The 17536-nt window shown below is 21.5% G+C and carries 14 protein-coding genes and 1 other RNA gene; 8 read left to right on the top strand and 7 right to left on the bottom strand.

Annotated features, from left to right (window positions below; genetic code table 11):
* Positions 1 to 108: 108 nt before the first annotated feature.
* The 5 genes from trpS to nrdE form a co-directional block, all read right to left on the bottom strand.
* The gene (gene trpS, locus CWO85_RS01380; RefSeq protein ID WP_420885393.1) at positions 109 to 1125 is read right to left on the bottom strand and encodes a tryptophan--tRNA ligase; all 1017 of its coding nucleotides are present in this window, start codon (positions 1123 to 1125) and stop codon (positions 109 to 111) included.
* 36 nt (positions 1126 to 1161) lie between these two features.
* Entirely contained in the window at positions 1162 to 1965 is an 804-nt protein-coding gene (locus CWO85_RS01375; protein WP_121463911.1) for a hypothetical protein, read from the bottom strand.
* A gap of 37 nt (positions 1966 to 2002) precedes the next feature.
* Positions 2003 to 3139, bottom strand: a complete 1137-nt coding sequence (dnaN, locus tag CWO85_RS01370; RefSeq protein ID WP_121463910.1) for a DNA polymerase III subunit beta — start codon at positions 3137 to 3139, stop codon at positions 2003 to 2005.
* Between the two features lie 33 nt (positions 3140 to 3172).
* Positions 3173 to 4543: a chromosomal replication initiator protein DnaA gene (gene dnaA, locus CWO85_RS01365; RefSeq protein WP_121463909.1), complete on the bottom strand. Its 1371-nt coding sequence runs from the start codon at positions 4541 to 4543 to the stop codon at positions 3173 to 3175.
* Positions 4544 to 4652: 109 nt separating this feature from the next.
* Entirely contained in the window at positions 4653 to 7133 is a 2481-nt protein-coding gene (gene nrdE / locus CWO85_RS01360) for a class 1b ribonucleoside-diphosphate reductase subunit alpha (protein ID WP_121463908.1), read from the bottom strand.
* An 858-nt stretch (positions 7134 to 7991) separates the two neighbouring features.
* On the opposite strand from nrdE, the gene glyA reads away from it, so the two are divergent.
* The 8 genes from glyA (at position 7992) to rsmG (ending at position 14055) form a co-directional block, all read left to right on the top strand.
* A complete protein-coding gene (gene glyA / locus CWO85_RS01355) occupies positions 7992 to 9251 on the top strand; it encodes a serine hydroxymethyltransferase (RefSeq protein ID WP_121463907.1) in 1260 nt (419 codons plus the stop codon).
* 152 nt (positions 9252 to 9403) lie between these two features.
* Entirely contained in the window at positions 9404 to 9607 is a 204-nt protein-coding gene (rpmE, locus tag CWO85_RS01350) for a 50S ribosomal protein L31 (RefSeq protein ID WP_121463906.1), read from the top strand.
* A gap of 59 nt (positions 9608 to 9666) precedes the next feature.
* On the top strand, positions 9667 to 10242 hold the full coding sequence (locus CWO85_RS01345) for a thymidine kinase (RefSeq protein ID WP_121463905.1): 576 nt from the start codon (positions 9667 to 9669) through the stop codon (positions 10240 to 10242).
* A gap of 21 nt (positions 10243 to 10263) precedes the next feature.
* The gene (locus CWO85_RS01340) at positions 10264 to 10728 is read left to right on the top strand and encodes a nucleoside deaminase (protein ID WP_121463904.1); all 465 of its coding nucleotides are present in this window, start codon (positions 10264 to 10266) and stop codon (positions 10726 to 10728) included.
* A gap of 19 nt (positions 10729 to 10747) precedes the next feature.
* Positions 10748 to 10843, top strand: an RNA gene (gene ffs, locus CWO85_RS01335) — signal recognition particle sRNA small type.
* Positions 10844 to 10892: 49 nt separating this feature from the next.
* The gene (locus CWO85_RS01330) at positions 10893 to 11537 is read left to right on the top strand and encodes a hypothetical protein (RefSeq protein ID WP_121463903.1); all 645 of its coding nucleotides are present in this window, start codon (positions 10893 to 10895) and stop codon (positions 11535 to 11537) included.
* A gap of 60 nt (positions 11538 to 11597) precedes the next feature.
* On the top strand, positions 11598 to 13451 hold the full coding sequence (gene mnmG, locus CWO85_RS01325) for a tRNA uridine-5-carboxymethylaminomethyl(34) synthesis enzyme MnmG (protein ID WP_121463902.1): 1854 nt from the start codon (positions 11598 to 11600) through the stop codon (positions 13449 to 13451).
* Positions 13417 to 14055, top strand: a complete 639-nt coding sequence (gene rsmG, locus CWO85_RS01320; RefSeq protein ID WP_236628340.1) for a 16S rRNA (guanine(527)-N(7))-methyltransferase RsmG — start codon at positions 13417 to 13419, stop codon at positions 14053 to 14055. The genes mnmG and rsmG overlap by 35 nt, the downstream gene beginning before the upstream one ends.
* Before the next feature lie 102 nt (positions 14056 to 14157).
* Here rsmG and CWO85_RS01315 read toward each other — a convergent pair whose 3' ends face one another.
* Positions 14158 to 15723 (bottom strand): ABC transporter substrate-binding protein, encoded by a 1566-nt coding sequence (locus tag CWO85_RS01315; RefSeq protein ID WP_121463901.1) that lies wholly within the window; start codon positions 15721 to 15723, stop codon positions 14158 to 14160.
* Between the two features lie 228 nt (positions 15724 to 15951).
* Positions 15952 to 17517 carry an ABC transporter substrate-binding protein gene (locus CWO85_RS01310; RefSeq protein WP_161554975.1) on the bottom strand — a complete coding sequence of 522 codons (1566 nt, stop codon included), beginning with the start codon at positions 17515 to 17517 and terminating at the stop codon, positions 15952 to 15954.
* Positions 17518 to 17536 lie beyond the last annotated feature (19 nt).

Raw genomic sequence — 17536 nt, 5'->3', positions numbered from 1 at the left:
TTATATAATTTTTAAAAAATAATAATTTAAATAATTCAATTTATTATAAAAATAAAAATTTATAAACAAATAAAATTCTATTTATTAAAATAAATATAATTTTATTTTTTAATTTATATCTATTCCTAATTTTTTTCTAACTTCTTTTATTTTACGATCGGCTATTATTGTTGCTTTTTTAGTTCCTTTTTGTAAAATTTGTTCTAAATTAACATTTTTTTCTAAATCATAAAATTTTTCTTGAATAATTTTAATTTCTTCTACTAACGAATCAGCAATTTCTTCTTTAAGAGTTTTATAAGAAAAATTTTGAAAATATTTTATAGTATCATTTAAATCACAATTTTTTAAAGAAGAGTAAATAGTCAAAAGATTACTTAAACCAAGTTTTTCTTCTAAATCGTATCTTATATCTTTTCCTGAATCAGTAACTGATTTTAAAATTTTTTGTTTTATAATATTTAAATTTTCTAAAATATAAATACAACCTTTATCATCATAACTATTTTCAGAAGAACTTTTACTCATTTTTTTTTGAGGATCAGTTAAAGATTTAATCATAGAACCCAATTGTAAAAATTCAGGTACAACAAAAGTATTGCCATATAAATTATTAAAACGATTAGCTAAAACACGAGTTAATTCTAAATGTTGTTTTTGATCTTGACCTAAAAGAACAAAATCAGCATCATAAAGTAAAATATCCGAAGACATTAAAATAGGATAAGTCATAAGAGATGTTCTAACTTGTTTCAAAGAGCTTTTTTTCTCTTTAAATTGAATCATTCGACTTAATTCACCTAAATAAGTATTAGATTCCATTATATAATTTAAATAAGTATGTTGAGGAACTTCTGATTGAATAAATAAATTTGTTTTATTTAAATCTAATCCTGAAGCTAAACAAAGATATATCATTTCACGAATAGTTTTTTTTAATAAAGATGGTTCTTGAAAACTAGTCAAAGAATGTAAATCTGCAATAAAAAAATAAATATCATATTCATGATGATATTCATTCTGAAAAAGAATCAAAGGTTTTATTACGCCTAAATAATTACCTAAAGTTAAAACTCCTGTCGGTTTAATACCTGTAATTAATCTTTTTTTTTCTTTAAAAATCATTTTTTTAATATTAACCTTTTTCAATAATTTAAAAAATTAATTTCTTTTTTTAAAAAACTTTTTTCCAAATTTTTTATTAAATTTGCTTTTGCAAATAAAAATAAAAATAAAAATAATAGAAAATAAAAAAAATAAAATAAATAACCTTAAAAAAACAATAATTAGTTTAGAAAAAGTATGTTCATATTTTTCATTATCAAATAAAACCCATCCGTGATCAGGACATTGAATATTAGGATAAGGAAGCCAACACTTATGTATATCTTGATCACATTTTGTGTAAAAACAAGAAATTATAAAAAAAGTAAATAAATATAAAACAGGATGAGAAAAAGAATAACAAATTTCTTTAATTCTTTTTAAATCAAAAGGAATAAAAAAGAAAAAAAGAAAAAAATAAATAAAAGGGATAAAAATATGTTGTAATGAACTAATCAAATATTTCAATTTAAAATTTGACTTGATAATTGATTTGATAAACTTCATTATAATAAATTTTTCGCTATCATAAAAAGGGAATAACAATACATTATAAACAAAACAAGTTAATAAACCATTAACTATAGTTCCATAAATAAAAAAAGAATATATTTTTTGATTTTTAATTTTTTTAAAAAAAGAAAATAAAATCAATAAAATAGAAAAAACTGTTTGATTAGTAAAATATTTAAATCTATCATAATATTTAAATCCTTCCAAAAAATATAAATAAATATCAGATATAAATGTAAAAAAAGTTAATATAAGTAAAAAAAGAAAATAAATTTTTATTTTAAAATCAAATTGTGAAAATAAAGAATTTATTTTATTATCTTTTTTTTTTAGTTTTTTTTTGATCATAATTATAAAAATCCTTTTTTAAGGAAAAATAAAAAAATTATTTAAAATAAAAAGGGGAAATTAAATATAAAATTGTTTCATCCTCTTCGCTCATAATAAAAAAAGGTTTCGATGAATTTTCGAAAAAAAATGTAATTTGCTCACTAGTAAAAACTTTCAAAATTTCCTCTAAATATTTAACATTGAAAAAAGATTTTATATTGCTATCGAAAGAAGATTCTAAAATTTCAATTTCTTCTAAAGCATGTCCTATTTCTTCACTATCAGAAAAAATTTCTAATTTATAATTCGAATTAGTTTTAAATTCTACAGCATTATCAAAAATATTTTTATCTTTTGGTAAAAACAAAGAAACTCTATCTAAAACTTTAATTAAATTGTTTCTATTTAATCTAAAAAAATTAATTAAACTTTCTTTTTTGATCGGCGGAGCTTCTGGATAATTTCCTTCTAAAAGAGGAGATTGAAAAAATAAAGAATTTGTTTTTAAAAAAAATTTTTGTTCTGTGATAGATATTTGAACAATTTCATCCTTTTGTTGTTCCAAAAGTTTAAGTAATTCTTCTAAACTTCTCGCAGGAATAATAATATTAAAATCATAATAATCTATTTTTAATTTTATTTTTTTTTGGCCTAAACGAAAAGAATCAGTAGCTACAGAAATTAAAAAAGGAGATTTATAAATTAAATTAACCCCTGTTAAAATATTTTGTTGTTTATCTTTCGAAGAAACGATAATCATTTCTTTAATTAATTTTTTAAATAATTCCATTTCTATTTCAAAACAATTTTGATAATCAAAAATGAAATCAACAGAATGATAATTATCTAATTCCATTAATTTTAATTTATAATATGAATAATCAGTTTTAATAATTAAAAATTTATCTTCTACAGAATCAATTTTAATAAGATGATAATCTATTTTTTTAATAATATCAATAAAATTTCTTCCTAATACAATAAAAATTCCTTCTTCATATACTTTTAAACTTTCATCTTCTACTTTTATTTTTACAAAAATATGACTATTATTAACTTCTAAAAATAAAACATCTTTTTTAAGATCTATTTTTATGTAGTAATATATAGGAAAAAAAGTTTTTTGAGGAAGTATTTTTTGAATTTGATTTAAATAATGCAAAAAAACTTCTTTTTTTATTTCGAAATTCATATTTCAATTTCTTATTTTCCTTAAAATAATTTTTTAATTATTTATTTTTTTTAAAATAAATTCTACAACTTTTTTTAATTCTTCATTTTGTTCTATTTTTTCTTCAATTTTTTTATAAGCCTTAAAAATAGAAGAATATTTTTTATTAAAAATAAAACTTATTGTTTTAAAAGAAATATTATTTATTTTTTTCAAAAAATAAATAGCAATATGTCGTGGTAAAGTATATTTAGAATTTTTTTTGTCACCAACCAAATCCCTAATATTAATATTATAAAAACTACTTACTATTTTTTTAATTTTTTCGGAATTAATTTCTTCTTCGGAAACATTTTTCTTACTTTTTAATAAAGGTCCTAAAGCTTCTTTGGTATTTTTTAAATTAATTTCTAATTTATAAATTTGAAAATAATTTAAAAGTCTAAATAAAGCTCCTTCCATTTCCCTTATATTATCACAAAAATTAGAAGAAATAAAATTCAAAATTTCTTTTTTTAATTGAATATTTTCGCCTTCGCCTTGAATCGAAAATATTTTTTTTTTTAAAATATCAAGACGATGTTTAAGATCTGGTTTTTTAATATCTACTACTAATCCTGCTTTAAATCGATTGGTTAATCTTTCCATAATATTTTTCAATTCTGAAACACTTTTATCACTTGTAATCACTATTTTTTTTTTATTCAAATTAAGATAATCAAAGATTTTAAAAAATTCCATTTGAGTTCTAGTTGCTTCTGACATTGTCTGAATATCATCTACTAAAAAAACATCAATACTCCTGTACTTATCATTAAAATCATCTATTTTTTCTTTTCTTAATTTATTAATAAAATCTTCTATAAATTCATCTGCTTTAATATATAAAACTTTTTTATTAGATGTTTTTTCTAAAATATGATTTCCGATAGCTTGCATTAAATGTGTTTTTCCTAAACCAACCGAACCGAAAATATATAAAGGATTTGTTTCTATTTTTTCTGAATTAGCAATTTTCTTGGCCATCTCAAAAGCAAACTCATTACTCATCCCAGGAACAAAATTATCAAAGGTGTATTTAGATTCTAAATTTCCTAAATAGTAATCACTCGAATCAATTTTTTTATTTTCTTCTTTTTTTATTTTTTTTTCTTCTTTTGGAATTTCTTTTGCAGAAATAAATCGAAAAGATATTTTTTCTTGAGAATATTTTTCGGAAATATTTTCTATTTTATTTAAATAATTATTTAAAATTTTATTTTTAATAAATTCATTATCAACTAAAATAAAAAAAATTTCATCTTCTATTTTATATAATTGGATATTAGAAAAAGTTTCTTCGAAAACTTTTTCACTATAAATAAAAGATAAATCTTCCAAAATACTTTCCCAAATTTCCTTTTTTGACAATTTTTTTTCTTCCATTTAATTTACCTTTTAAAAATGATTTATATATAAAAAAGGTTTTTTTAAAAAAATTATCAGAAAATTTTAATAAAACTTTCTTATTAATAATAATTTAAAAAATATTAATCTAAATACCACAACTTTCGCATTCGAAAATCTTTAATTTTTGGGTTCTCGTGTAATAAAGTGTTTTAATCCCCTTATGATGAGCGTATAAATAATATCTTGATAATTCTCTAGTTGTAATATCAGAAGAAATACATAATTCAAATGAAATTCCTTGATCGATATGTTTTTGTGCTGTCGCGATCACATCAATTAATTTGAATTTATTCATTTTATAAGCGGTTTGATACATAAAAGAATAATCAGCTAAATTTGGAGCTGGAAAATAAGTTTTAGAATTTCCATAAGTTCTTTCTTCTACTAATTGCTTAATAGGAGTTAAAGAAGGTGTGGCGGACATAATATAACCAATAGACCCATTTGGAGCAACCGCTAAACGATGTGAATTATATAACCCATGTTTCATTACTTTGACTTTTAAATTTGACCAATCTTCATCACTAGGAATTTCTATTCCTTCAAAAAGTTCTTTAATTTTAGAAAGCTTTGGGAAAATAGCCTTTTTATCTTTAAAATACTCCCCACTAGCGTAAGTAGATTTTTCAAATTGAAAAAACTTTTCACCAGTTTCTTCAGCTTTCAAACAAGAATGTAAAAGTGAATAATAATTAACTATATTAAAAAAAACATCAATAAATTCGATATTTTCTTGACTACCAAAATTAATCATATTTTCAGCTAAAAAACCATGATGACCCATAATTCCGAAACCAACACTACGATTTAAATTATTAGCTTTAAAAACAGAGGGAACATGTTTAATTTTAGTTTTCAAAGAGACTGAATTCATAATTTCCATCGCTGAAAAAACAGTTTCTTTAATATTTTTATTTTTCATCATATTTCCCATATGTCCTGAAGCTAAATTACAAGAGATATCCATTCCAATACGGTCTTTTTCTCTTTCGTTATAAGAAGCATAATAAGAAGTTAAAGTAGGTTGTAAAATTTCAGTACATAAATTAGAAAATTTGATTTTATTTTCGGAGGTATTAACAGCATTAGCGTTGTCACAAAACATTAGATAAGGATAACCAGATTCACCTTGTAATTGAGCAATTAATTCTAATAAAGAACGTGGATTAATAAATCTTTTACGTATTTTCGGATTAGCTAATAAAATAGGATACCATTTATCCATATTAACCCCAACATCTGAAAAACTAATATGATATTCTTTATAAATAGTATGAGGATAAAAAAGTGCCATCTTTTCATTTTTTCGCGCTAGTTCTAACATTTTATTAGGAACGATAACTCCTAATGATAATGTTTTTAAACGAATATCTTCATCGGCATTCAATTTTTTAGAATTCAAAAAATCTTCAATATCAGAATGAAAAACATTTAAATAAACAGCACCAGCGCCCAAACGTTGTCCCATTTGATCAGCGTATCTAAAGGAATGATCCAAAAGCTTCGCGACTCCGATGACTCCTTTACAAGTGTTTTTCATTTCTTTAATGGTTTCACCTTTAGCTCTTAAATTACTTAAACTAATCGAAACTCCACCGCCAATTTTAGATAACTGCATCGCAAATTCAACAATGCGTGCGATATCGTTTAAAGAATCACCTGCTTCTAATAAAAAACAAGAAACAAATTCTCCTCTTTTTTTAAGGCCTGTATTTAATAATGTTGGTGTCGCTGGAGTAAAATTTTGTTTCATTAAATTCTTAATTAATTCTTGTGCTAATTGAAAATTACCAGAAGCATGATATAAAGCATTAGTGACTAAACGATCTTCATAACTTTCTAAATAAAACTTTTTGTCTCGCGTTTTTAATGAATAATCGTTATAAAATTTAAAAGCACCGATAAAAGAATTAAATTTAAAATTAAAAGAATAAGCTAACTGATAAATTTGTTTAATCGCTTCACGTGTGTATAGCTTTAAAAAATCTTCTTCGTAATATTTGTTTTTAATTAAAAAATCAAGTTTTTCGTTTAAAGTTTGAAATTTTTTTAATTTAGGATTAATTTCGTCTTTAAAATAAGATTTTAAAGCTTCTTGATCTTTATTTAAATCTTTTATTTTTCCTTCTCCATCTATTATTTGATTATTTAAAGTTATATAAGAAGGAATACGTTTATTGTTATTTTTTATATTTATAAAATTATTTAACCATTTTCTAATATATTCAATATCTTCATTAAAACCTTTATTTTCGAATTTTAGAACTAAAGGAATATTAAATTTTTCTGATATTAAATCTCCGGCTTTAGCGAAATTATTTCCGAAATTTTTATTTCCTGAAACTGCAATACCAATTATTAAATGAGTATATTTTTTCAAAAAATTTTCAGTAGTATCAGGAATTTCTCCATATTTAACAGTTTTAGTTATCAAAAAAATATTTTCATTTTCATTTTTAAAATCTTGAATTTTTTCTAATTTAAATTCAGATAATTTTTGAACAAATTCGAAAATATTTCCTTTTTCAAGGCCGTCGTATACTATTTTTATTTTTTGATTTTTCATTTAATAATTGTTTAACTCCTTGTTTTATTTTTTTTATATAATTTATTAATAAAATATTTAATAAATTTTTTTAAAAATTTTAGAGTTTATTAAATATTTTTATCTTTTATTTTTATCTTTTGTATTTAAAATTATAACTTATTTTTTTTAATAAAATAAATAATAAAAACTATTTAATTTTTATTATTTTAAAAAAATATTTTTTAATTTATTATTTATTTATATTTTATTATTATTATTGTTGTTAAGACGTAAAAAAACGACTAATTTTTTTTATTTTTTAAAATTAATTATTATTTATCGGTTAAAAATGAAGAAAAAAATTTTTTTTAAAAAAAAGTTAGTCTATTTTTTTTGTACTTTAGTCACATTTTTTTTTGAGTTAGTCTATTTTTTTGCACTTTAGTTATATTTTTTTATTTTAATATTTTTGATAATTTTTTATAAAAATAATTAAATTTTTTAATTTATTATTTATTTTTGTTTTTGTTTTTTTAAAAAATATAAAATAAATATAAAATATTTTAGAATTAAAAAGTTACTAACTTGAATTTAGTCATTTTTTTTATAATTTTTTTTCTTCAATTTTAAATATTTTTTGAGTATTAAAATTTGTTTTTTAAAAATTTATTCACTTTTTTAAAAATGTGACTAAATTTTTTTTATTATTTTTTTTAATTAAAAAAAATTAAGTTTTTTTAAGATTTTTTGTTTTAATAATTTTTTGATGGAATTTTTTTGAAAATTATTTTTTTAAAAGTATAATAAAGTTAAATGTTTTTTTATTTTTACAAAATAGTATTTTAAAAATATTTTTAATTTCGAAAAAATATTATATTAAGAAAGTTAATAATAAAAATGGATTTTTTAAAGAATAATCATTATGAAATTTTTGAAATTATTAGAAAAGAAGAAGAAAGGCAAGGAAAACATTTAGAATTAATTGCTTCCGAAAATTTCGTTTCTAAGTCAGTTTTAGAAGCTCAAGGTAGTGTTTTAACAAATAAATATGCCGAAGGATATCCAAAAAAAAGATATTATGACGGTTGTGAATATATAGATGAAATAGAGCAAATAGCAATTGAAAAAGTTAAAAAGTTATTTAATGTTAAATTTGCTAATGTTCAACCGCATTCAGGATCTCAAGCTAATATGGCTGTTTTTCAATCTTTATTAAAACCTTATGATGTTATTTTGGGTATGTCTTTGAATGATGGAGGTCATTTAACTCATGGTCATCATGTTAGTTTTTCTGGTAAATTTTTTAATTCTTATAGTTATGGGGTTTCTCAAGAAACGGAAACAATTGATTATCAAAAATTAAGAGAAATAGCTCATAAGGTAAAACCAAAGTTAATTATAGCCGGAGCTTCTTCTTATTCTAGAATTATTGATTTTCAAAAATTTAGAGAAATTGCTGATGAGGTTGGCGCTTATTTAATGGCTGATATCGCTCATATTGCTGGATTAATCGCTGCTAAGCTACATCCTTGTCCTTTTTTAGCGAAAGCAGATGTTGTTACTTCGACTACTCATAAAACTCTAAGAGGTCCGAGAGGCGGAATTATTTTAAGTAATAATGAAGAAGTTATGAAAAAAATAAATAAAGGTGTTTTTCCAGGAACTCAAGGCGGTCCCTTAATGCATGTTATCGCTGCTAAAGCAGTAGCTTTCGAAGAAGCTTTACAAGAAAATTTTAATATTTATCAACAACAAATATTAAAAAATTCTCTTTCTTTGGCTGATACTTTTTCTAAATTAGGTCATCGTTTAGTAAGTGGAAAAACTGAAAATCATTTAATTTTAATTGATTTAAAATATAAATATCCTAATTTAAATGGAAAATTAGCTTCTGAAGCTTTACAAAAAGCTAATATTATTGTTAATAAAAATGTTATTCCTTTCGATAAAGAAAAAGTTTTTAACGCTAGTGGTATCAGAATAGGAACTCCAGCGATGACTACAAGAGGTTTTGAAGAAAAAGAATTTATTGAAGTCGCTTATTTAATAGACGAAATTTTAAATAATTATCAAAATGAAGAAGTTATTGAAAAAGTCAGACAAAAAGTATTATTATTGACTAATAAATTTCCTATTTATAAAAAAAATAATTTTTAGTTTTTAATTTATTTTTTAAATTTTTAAATGTTATAATTAAAAATGATATTTATTTATATTATTTAAATTAATAATATTGTTTTTATTTTTAAAGAGAAATTTATATATTAATATAAGATTATATATAAAAATTATTGAGGGATTTCATTATTATGAAAACAAAAAAACAACAACCAGAATTTAACGAGATTGAAGTTATTTGTGCTACTTGTAGTCATAAACATAAAATTGGAACAGTTATGAAACAAATGAAAATTGAAATTTGTTCTAATTGTCATTCTTTTTATACTGGAAAACAAGTTTTTGTAACTGTAGCAGGACAAATAGATAAATTTAATAAACGTTATAATTCTTAATTAAAAAAATTTATTTTTAAAAAAATTGAAATAAGGTTAAGAAAGGTCTTGATAAAAAAATGGTTTTAAAAAAAGAAGGTTTTATTGAAATCATTTGCGGACCTATGTTTTCCGGAAAAACAACAAAATTGATTCAAAAAATTAATTTTTTTAAATCTTTAGGAATTAAATTTTTAGTTGTTAAACCTAAAATTGATGATCGTTATTCTCAAAAAAAAGAATTAATAACTCATGATTCGAAAACTATTTTTTCTTTTTTAATAAATAAAAGTAAAGATATTTTAGATTTATTAGAAAAAGATGTCGAAGTTTTGTTTATCGATGAGGCTCAATTTTTAGATCAAGAAATTAAAGAAATAGTAAATAATTTATCTTATCGTGGAATGCATATTATCATTGGAGGATTAGAACTTGATTTTTGTGGAAGACCCTTCGGATCTATGAATTATTTATTATCAATTGCTGATCAAGTTATTAAATTAAAATCTTCTTGTAATGTTTGTGGCAAAGAAGCAAATAGAACTCAAAGAATAGTCGATGGTTCAATTCCTAAATCTACTGATTCTATTGTTTTAGTAGGCGGAAAAAATTATCATGAACCGCGTTGTAGAAAATGTCATAAATTTATAAATTAATTTTTTAAAAAGAAAACCATTATGAAACCAAAAGAATTTTTTTATATGAAAGAAGCTTTTAAAGAAGCTCAAAAAGCTTTTTTAAAAGGCGAAGTTCCAGTTGGCGCTATAGCTGTTTTAAATGATAAAGTTATTGCTAGAGCACATAATAATGTTGAAAAGAAGAAAATTTTTTTTGGTCATGCCGAATTTTTAATTTTAAAAAAATTAAACAAAAAATTTAAAAATTATAGATTTAATGATATAATAATTTATACAACTTTAGAACCTTGTATTATGTGCATGGGTGCATTACTCCAAGTAAGAGTAAAAAAAATATATTATAGTACTCCTAATATAAGGCTAGGTTTGAAAAATAATTTTTCTTTAAATAATTTAAGTTTGATTTCGAAAATATCTTTTAAATCTGATTTTTTCGAGAAAGAAAGTGAATATATTTTGAAAAAGTTTTTTATCAACCTTAGAAAAGAAAAGAAATTTTTTTAATTTTTTAAAAAAATCTTTTTAAAAATCACCATTCAATGAAATTAAGATGAATCTGGTCAGAACTTGGTTGGAGCAGCCATAAGTTTTAATTTTATGTGATTGGTGATTTTTAAGAAGATTTTTTTAAATAATAAGAAAATAAAAAATTAGGGAAAATTAAGAAAATGAAGAATTTTTTTAAAAATAAAAGAAGTAAATTAAAACTTTTTCCTTTTATTTTTAATTCTATTTCTGGGGAACCTTTTCGTTGTGAAATATATGATATAAATGGAGAAGAGAAAAAAATTGAATTTTTCTTTTTAAAACAAAGTGAATATAATTCTTATTTTTTAGATATGAAACAATATGTTGTTTGGAGTATAGTTGATGATTTATATAGAGTTTTAGTTGATGAAAGTTATTATTCCAAATTTGAAATTTTATATCAAAAAGAAATTAATATTATTTATATGAATTTTCTTCAAAAATTATTATATAAACGTTATAAAATAATTAGAAAAAATTTTTTATATTATTTTTTAAGCATTTTTTTTTCTTTATTTCTTATTTATTTTTTTTATTTTAAAGAAATTTCTTTTTTAAAAGAATATCAATATTTAATTTTTTTTATTATTTTTATTTTAAATTTTGTTTTTTTGTTTTTTTATACAAAAGTTAAACAAAGAGATTTTTTTCAAAATTATAAAACAAAATTATTAAAAGAAACAATGAAAAATATTAAATCTTTTTTAGGCGTCGAAGTTTTTGAAAATATTTCAAAACAACAAAGAATGTTTTCTTCTGAATTTTTTGATGAAAAAGAAAAATAATTTTTAATTTTATTTTTTTTAACAAGGTTTTTTATAAAAAAAGGAGAAATAAAAACATAAATGATTTTTGAAGGTATTGTTATTGGTGGTGGTCATGCAGGCGTCGAAGCTGCTTTAGCTTTGGCTAAAAATCATAAAACAGTTTTAATCACAGTCAATTTAAGACAAATAGCTTTTTTACCATGTAATCCTTCTATTGGAGGACCAGCTAAAGGTGTTGTCGTTAGAGAAATAGATGCTTTGGGTGGGATAATGGGAAAAGCAGCTGATTTATCACAAATTCAAATGAAAATGCTGAATACTTCTAAAGGGCCGGCTGTTAGAAGTTTAAGAGCGCAAATAGATAAAATAAAATATCCTAAAATTGTTTTGGAAATTTTAAAAAAGACATCTAATTTAACTTTATTAGAAGGTTTTGTTGATAATTTAATTATAGAAGATAATAAAGTGTATGGAGTTAAATTAAAAGACGGTACTGTTATTAATAGCAAGACAGTTATTTTAACGACAGGAACTTATTTAGCTAGTAAAATCTTAATTGGAAAAAATAAAATTAGTTCAGGACCTAATAATACACCTACTACTTATAGTATTAGCGAACAGTTAAAGAAATATGGTTTTGAAATTATTCGTTTAAAAACAGGAACACCTCCGAGAGTTAAAAAAGATACTATTGATTATAGTAAATCAAAAATTCAATTAGGAGATAATATTTTACAAACTTTTAGTTCTCCTTCTGTTATTAAAGATTTAGGTATTCAAGAGCCTTGTTTTTTAATACATACTAATAAAGAAACTCATGAATTAATAAAAATAAATTTAAAAAAATCAGCTATGTACGGAGGATATGTAGAAGGAAAAGGTCCGCGTTATTGTCCTTCTATTGAAGATAAAATTGTTCGTTTTTGCGATAAAGAAAGTCATCAAATTTTTATTGAACCAGAAAGTTTAGAATTAGATGAAATGTATCTTCAAGGTCTTTCTACAAGTATGCCTGAAGAAGTTCAAGAAAAAATTTTAAAAACAATTCCTGCATTAGAAAAAGCAGTGATTACTAAATATGCTTATGCTATTGAATATGATGCTTTTAACCCTAATCAACTGAATTATAATTTAGAAACAAAAAAAATTGAAAATTTATTTTTTGCTGGCCAGATCAACGGAACTAGTGGTTACGAAGAGGCAGCTTGTCAGGGTTTAATTGCCGGAATAAATGCTAGTCTGAAAATCGAAAATAAAGAAAGTTTAATTTTAAAAAGAAATGAAGCTTACATTGGAGTTTTAATTGATGATTTGATTAATAAAGGAGTTTCAGAACCTTATCGTTTGTTAACTTCTAGATCTGAATTTCGTTTATTTTTAAGACATGATAATGCTGATTTAAGATTAACTCCTTATGGATATCAAATAGGATTGATAGACAAAAAAATTTATAATAAAGTGGAAAAGAAACGTTCTGATATTGAAAATTTAAAAGAAGAATTAAAAAATTTTATTGTATTTCCTAATGAAAAAAATTTAAGTTTTTTAGAAAAAATTAATTCTTCAATTAAAGAAAAAAGTACTTTGTATAAATTATTAAAAAGAACAGAATTGAATATTAATATTATAGATTTTTTTATTGATAAAAAATATGATCAAGAAGTTTTAGAACAAGCAGAAATACAAATTAAATATGAAGATTATATTTTGAAAGCAGAAAAAGAAGTTCAAAAAAATTTAAATTTAGAGATAAGAAAAATACCTTCAGAAATTGATTATAATAAGATTAATAATTTATCTATGGAAGCTAAAGAAAAATTAACATTAATTAAACCTAATAATTTAGGTCAAGCATCAAGAATTTCAGGAGTTAATCCTGTAGATATATCTATTTTAAATGTTTATTTACGAAAATATAAAAATGCCTTTTGATAGATTAAAAAAAGATTTTGCTTTAAGCGATTTTCAATTAAATCAATTTCAAGAATATTATTTATTTTTAACTCATTATAATAAAAAAACTAATTTAACTTCTTTAACGAATCCAAAAGATATTTATTTTAAACATTTTTATGATTCTTTATTAATTTCTAAAACTTTTAATTTTGAACAAATAAACAGTTTATGTGATTTAGGAACAGGTGCGGGGTTTCCTGGCATTCCTTTAAAAATTTTATATCCTAATTTAAAAGTTTTTTTAATTGATTCTTCTTTAAAAAAAATTAATTTTTTAGAATTATTAATTAAACATTTACATTTAACAAATGTTTTTGTTTTTAAAGAAAAAATTGAAAAGCATAAGAATAAATATGATTTTGTTATCGCGAGAGCTTTAGGAAAATTAAATTTAATTTTAAAATTAGCTTCTTTTGTTACTAAAGATAAGAGTTATTTTATGGCAATGAAAGGTCCTAATTATAAAGAAGAATTTCAAGATATAACACAAATGTATCAATTTGAATTAAAAAATAAATTTTTTTTACAATTACCTGAAGAATATGGCAAAAGAGTTAATTTATTATTTCAAAAAAAATAAAAATTATTTTTTTAATTTTAATATTTATTAATAAAAAAATCCGAATTACTTTTTAAATAAGTAATTCGGATTTTTTAATTTGATAATTAAATTAATTGTTATTTATCTTTTTTTAATTTTAATTGATCTCATATTAAAAAATCTACTAAATGCATCTTGTTCAAAACCTTTTTCTATTTCTTTATTAACTAAAATAAATGATTTTTCTGTTATTAACGGAAATAAATAATGATTATCATATAAATATTGTTCTATTTCGAATAATAGTGATTTATATTCTGTTTCTTCAGTTTTCTTTTTAGCTTTTTCTAATTTATCTTGGATGCTACTTTTATCAGCATTATCAATGCCACAAAAATTACATTCGTTGTTGTTTGACATAAAATAATCTTCGATAGCTTTATGACCGTATTTCATTTCGAAATATTCTGATAAAAAAATAAAATCATAAGGTGAATTTTTTCCTTGCGCTGCATTTGTGATCATTGTGCTTTTATCGGGTTCTTTTAAATCTATTTGGAAACCAACATTTCTTAATTGTTCTATTATTTTTTCTATAATGGGTGTTTTTAAAAAGGTAGCTATTGTTAATGTTTTCTGTTTTTCTGTTAATGTTTTAAATTCTTTTTGAGCTTCTTCTATATTAGGATGATGATAATTTATATTAGGATTATGACCTAACAAGTTTTTATGAAGATAAGATTTTGCGATTTCAGCTTGAGATAAATTTAATTCATTGATTATTTTTTGTATATCTAAAGATTTTGAAATGATTTGACGTACTTGATTTGTCAGTTTTTGTTTATTAAAATAAATATAACTGTGAGCAGCTATTTTGTTTTCTAATATTTTAATATTTTTATATTTATCTTTTGCTAAATCTTCATTTAATTTGTTAATTTTTTCTTTTGGGTGTAAAAGTATCGCATTGATTTGTTTTTTTTCTAATTCTTGGAAAAGAGTATTTTCATCTTTGGATATTTTTATTTGAATTTTTTTAGGTGAATCTTTGATTATATCTTTATCATGATATTTTTCGAAAAGTTCCAATTGTAAGTCTTTATTCGGATTATATTTTTTTAATTTATAAGGTCCAGCTCCTATTTTTACTCCTTCTGATTGGTTTTTTTCAGTTGCTTTTTTATTAATTATTCTAATCATTTGAGTAAAAGAAAAACTCCAATATAAAGTATCTTCTTTTAATGTAATTTTAAATGTTAGATTACCTGTTTTTTCGATGTCTGCTATTTCTAAAAATTGATCATGTTTTTGTGTTTTTCCTCTTTGGATTGTAAAAACAACATCATCAGCTGTCATTTTATCACCATTATGAAAGAAAATATTATCTTTTAATTCGCAATTAATATTTACTCCTTGTTTGTCGTAGTTTTTTAATAATTGAGGTTTTAAGTTGCCTTGTTCGTCTAGTATCAAAAGTTTATCATGTACTAAATTAAAATAAATATCACCATTTAATAATTGTGTACTTTTTGTGTCACAAGTATCAAATCCATTTATATCTGAATTGAAGGCGAAAACTATATCAAATTTTTCTTTTTTAAAGAAATATATTCCTAATAATAATATTATAATTAATAGAAATATAATAGAACTAATTATAAAATTTTTATTAGTTAAAAAATTTTTAATTTTTTCTTTTTTTATCATAATTATTTCCTTCCTAAACTGATAAAAACAAATACTGAAATAACTAAAATAACATTAGACATATTTAATATTATTTTTTTTATTAAATTGCTTAAAAGATTAGTAAAATATTTTTTTGATAATTCGAATATTATTAGAATCTAAAGATATATCTAGAATTATAACTTTGTAATATTAATTATTTAAAAAGTAATTCGTATTTTTAAAATTTGATAATTAAATTAATTGTTATTTATCTTTTTTTATTTTAATTGATCTCATATTAAAAAATCTACTAAATGCATTTTGTTCAAAACCTTTTTCTATTTCTTTATTAACTAAAATAAATGATTTGCCTGTCATTAATGGAAATAAATAATGATTATCATATAAATATTGTTCTATTTCGAATAATAGTGATTTATATTCTGTTTCTTCAGTTTTCTTTTTAGCTTTTTCTAATTTATCTTGGATGCTACTTTTATCAGCATTATCAATGCCACAAAAATTACATTCGTTGTTGTTTGACATAAAATAATCTTCAATAAATTTATGACCGAAATTCATTTCAAAATTTTCTGATAAAAAAATAAAATCATAAGGTGAATTTTTTCCTTGCGCTGCATTTGCGATTATTGTATTAAAATCTGGTTCTTCTAAAATTATTGTAAAACCTACATGTTCTAATTGTTCTATTATTTTGTTTATAAATGGCGTTTTTAAACTGGTAGCTATTTTTAATGTTTTATTTTCGGATTCTGTTAATGTTCGAAACTCTCTTTTAGCTTCTTCTATATTAGGATTATGATAATTTATATTAGGATTGTGTCCTATTAATTTATTGTGAAGAGAATTTTTTGCAATTTTTCCTGGTAATTTTAATTCATCGATTATTTTTTGTATATCTAAAGATTTTGAAATGATTTGACGTACTTTTTTTGTCAGTTTTTGTTTATTAAAATAAATATAATTTTGGCTAGCTGTTTCGTTTTCTAATATTTTAATATTTTTATATTTATCTTTTTTTAAATCTTCATTTAATTTGTTAATTTTGTCTCTTGAGTAAAAAAGTATCGCATTGATTTGTTTTTTTTCTAATTCTTGGAAAAGAGTATTTTCATCTTTGGATATTTTTATTTGAATTTTTTTAGGTGAATCTTTGATTATATCTTTATCATGATATTTTTCGAAAAGTTCCAATTGTAAGTCTTTATTCGGATTATATTTTTTTAATTTATAAGGTCCAGCTCCTATTTTTACTCCTTCTGATTGGTTTTTTTCAGTTGCTTTTTTATTAATTATTCTAATCATTTGAGTAAAAGGGAAATGCCACCATAAAATATCTTCTTTTAATTTAATTTTAAATGTTAGATTACCTGTTTTTTGGATGTCTGCTATTTCTAAAAATTGATCATGTTTTTGTGTTTTTCCTCTTTGGATTGTAAAAACAACATCATCAGCTGTCATTTTATCACCATTATGAAATAAAATATTATCTTTTAATTCGCAATTAATATTTACTCCTTGTTTGTCGTAGTTTTTTAATAATTGAGGTTTTAAGTTGCCTTGTTCGTCTAGTATCAAAAGTTTATCATGTACTAAATTAAAATAAATATCACCATATGATGTTGTTGTACTTTTTTTGTCACAAGTGTCAAATCCACTTATATCTGAATGGAACGCGAAAACTATATCAAATTTTTCTTTTTGAAAGAAATATACTCCTAATACTAATATTATAATTAATAGACATATAAAACTAATTATAAAATTTTTATTAGTTAAAAAATTTTTAATTTTTTCTTTTTTTATCATAATCATTGCCTTTTTAAAT

It is taken from the genome of Candidatus Phytoplasma ziziphi (assembly GCF_003640545.1).
Classification (GTDB): domain Bacteria; phylum Bacillota_I; class Bacilli_A; order Acholeplasmatales; family Acholeplasmataceae; genus Phytoplasma; species Phytoplasma ziziphi.
This window is presented reverse-complemented; position numbering and strand designations above follow the sequence as displayed.

Bases quoted from the DNA above. Each gene is read 5' to 3' on its own strand.
- trpS (WP_420885393.1), bottom strand. From the start codon at position 1,125: ATGATTTTTAAAGAAAAAAAAAGATTAATTACAGGTATTAAACCGACA.
- CWO85_RS01375 (WP_121463911.1), bottom strand. From the start codon at position 1,965: ATGATCAAAAAAAAACTAAAAAAAAAAGATAATAAAATAAATTCTTTA.
- dnaN (WP_121463910.1), bottom strand. From the start codon at position 3,139: ATGAATTTCGAAATAAAAAAAGAAGTTTTTTTGCATTATTTAAATCAA.
- dnaA (WP_121463909.1), bottom strand. From the start codon at position 4,543: ATGGAAGAAAAAAAATTGTCAAAAAAGGAAATTTGGGAAAGTATTTTG.
- nrdE (WP_121463908.1), bottom strand. From the start codon at position 7,133: ATGAAAAATCAAAAAATAAAAATAGTATACGACGGCCTTGAAAAAGGA.
- glyA (WP_121463907.1), top strand. From the start codon at position 7,992: ATGGATTTTTTAAAGAATAATCATTATGAAATTTTTGAAATTATTAGA.
- rpmE (WP_121463906.1), top strand. From the start codon at position 9,404: ATGAAAACAAAAAAACAACAACCAGAATTTAACGAGATTGAAGTTATT.
- CWO85_RS01345 (WP_121463905.1), top strand. From the start codon at position 9,667: ATGGTTTTAAAAAAAGAAGGTTTTATTGAAATCATTTGCGGACCTATG.
- CWO85_RS01340 (WP_121463904.1), top strand. From the start codon at position 10,264: ATGAAACCAAAAGAATTTTTTTATATGAAAGAAGCTTTTAAAGAAGCT.
- CWO85_RS01330 (WP_121463903.1), top strand. From the start codon at position 10,893: ATGAAGAATTTTTTTAAAAATAAAAGAAGTAAATTAAAACTTTTTCCT.
- mnmG (WP_121463902.1), top strand. From the start codon at position 11,598: ATGATTTTTGAAGGTATTGTTATTGGTGGTGGTCATGCAGGCGTCGAA.
- rsmG (WP_236628340.1), top strand. From the start codon at position 13,417: ATGTTTATTTACGAAAATATAAAAATGCCTTTTGATAGATTAAAAAAA.
- CWO85_RS01315 (WP_121463901.1), bottom strand. From the start codon at position 15,723: ATGATAAAAAAAGAAAAAATTAAAAATTTTTTAACTAATAAAAATTTT.
- CWO85_RS01310 (WP_161554975.1), bottom strand. From the start codon at position 17,517: ATGATAAAAAAAGAAAAAATTAAAAATTTTTTAACTAATAAAAATTTT.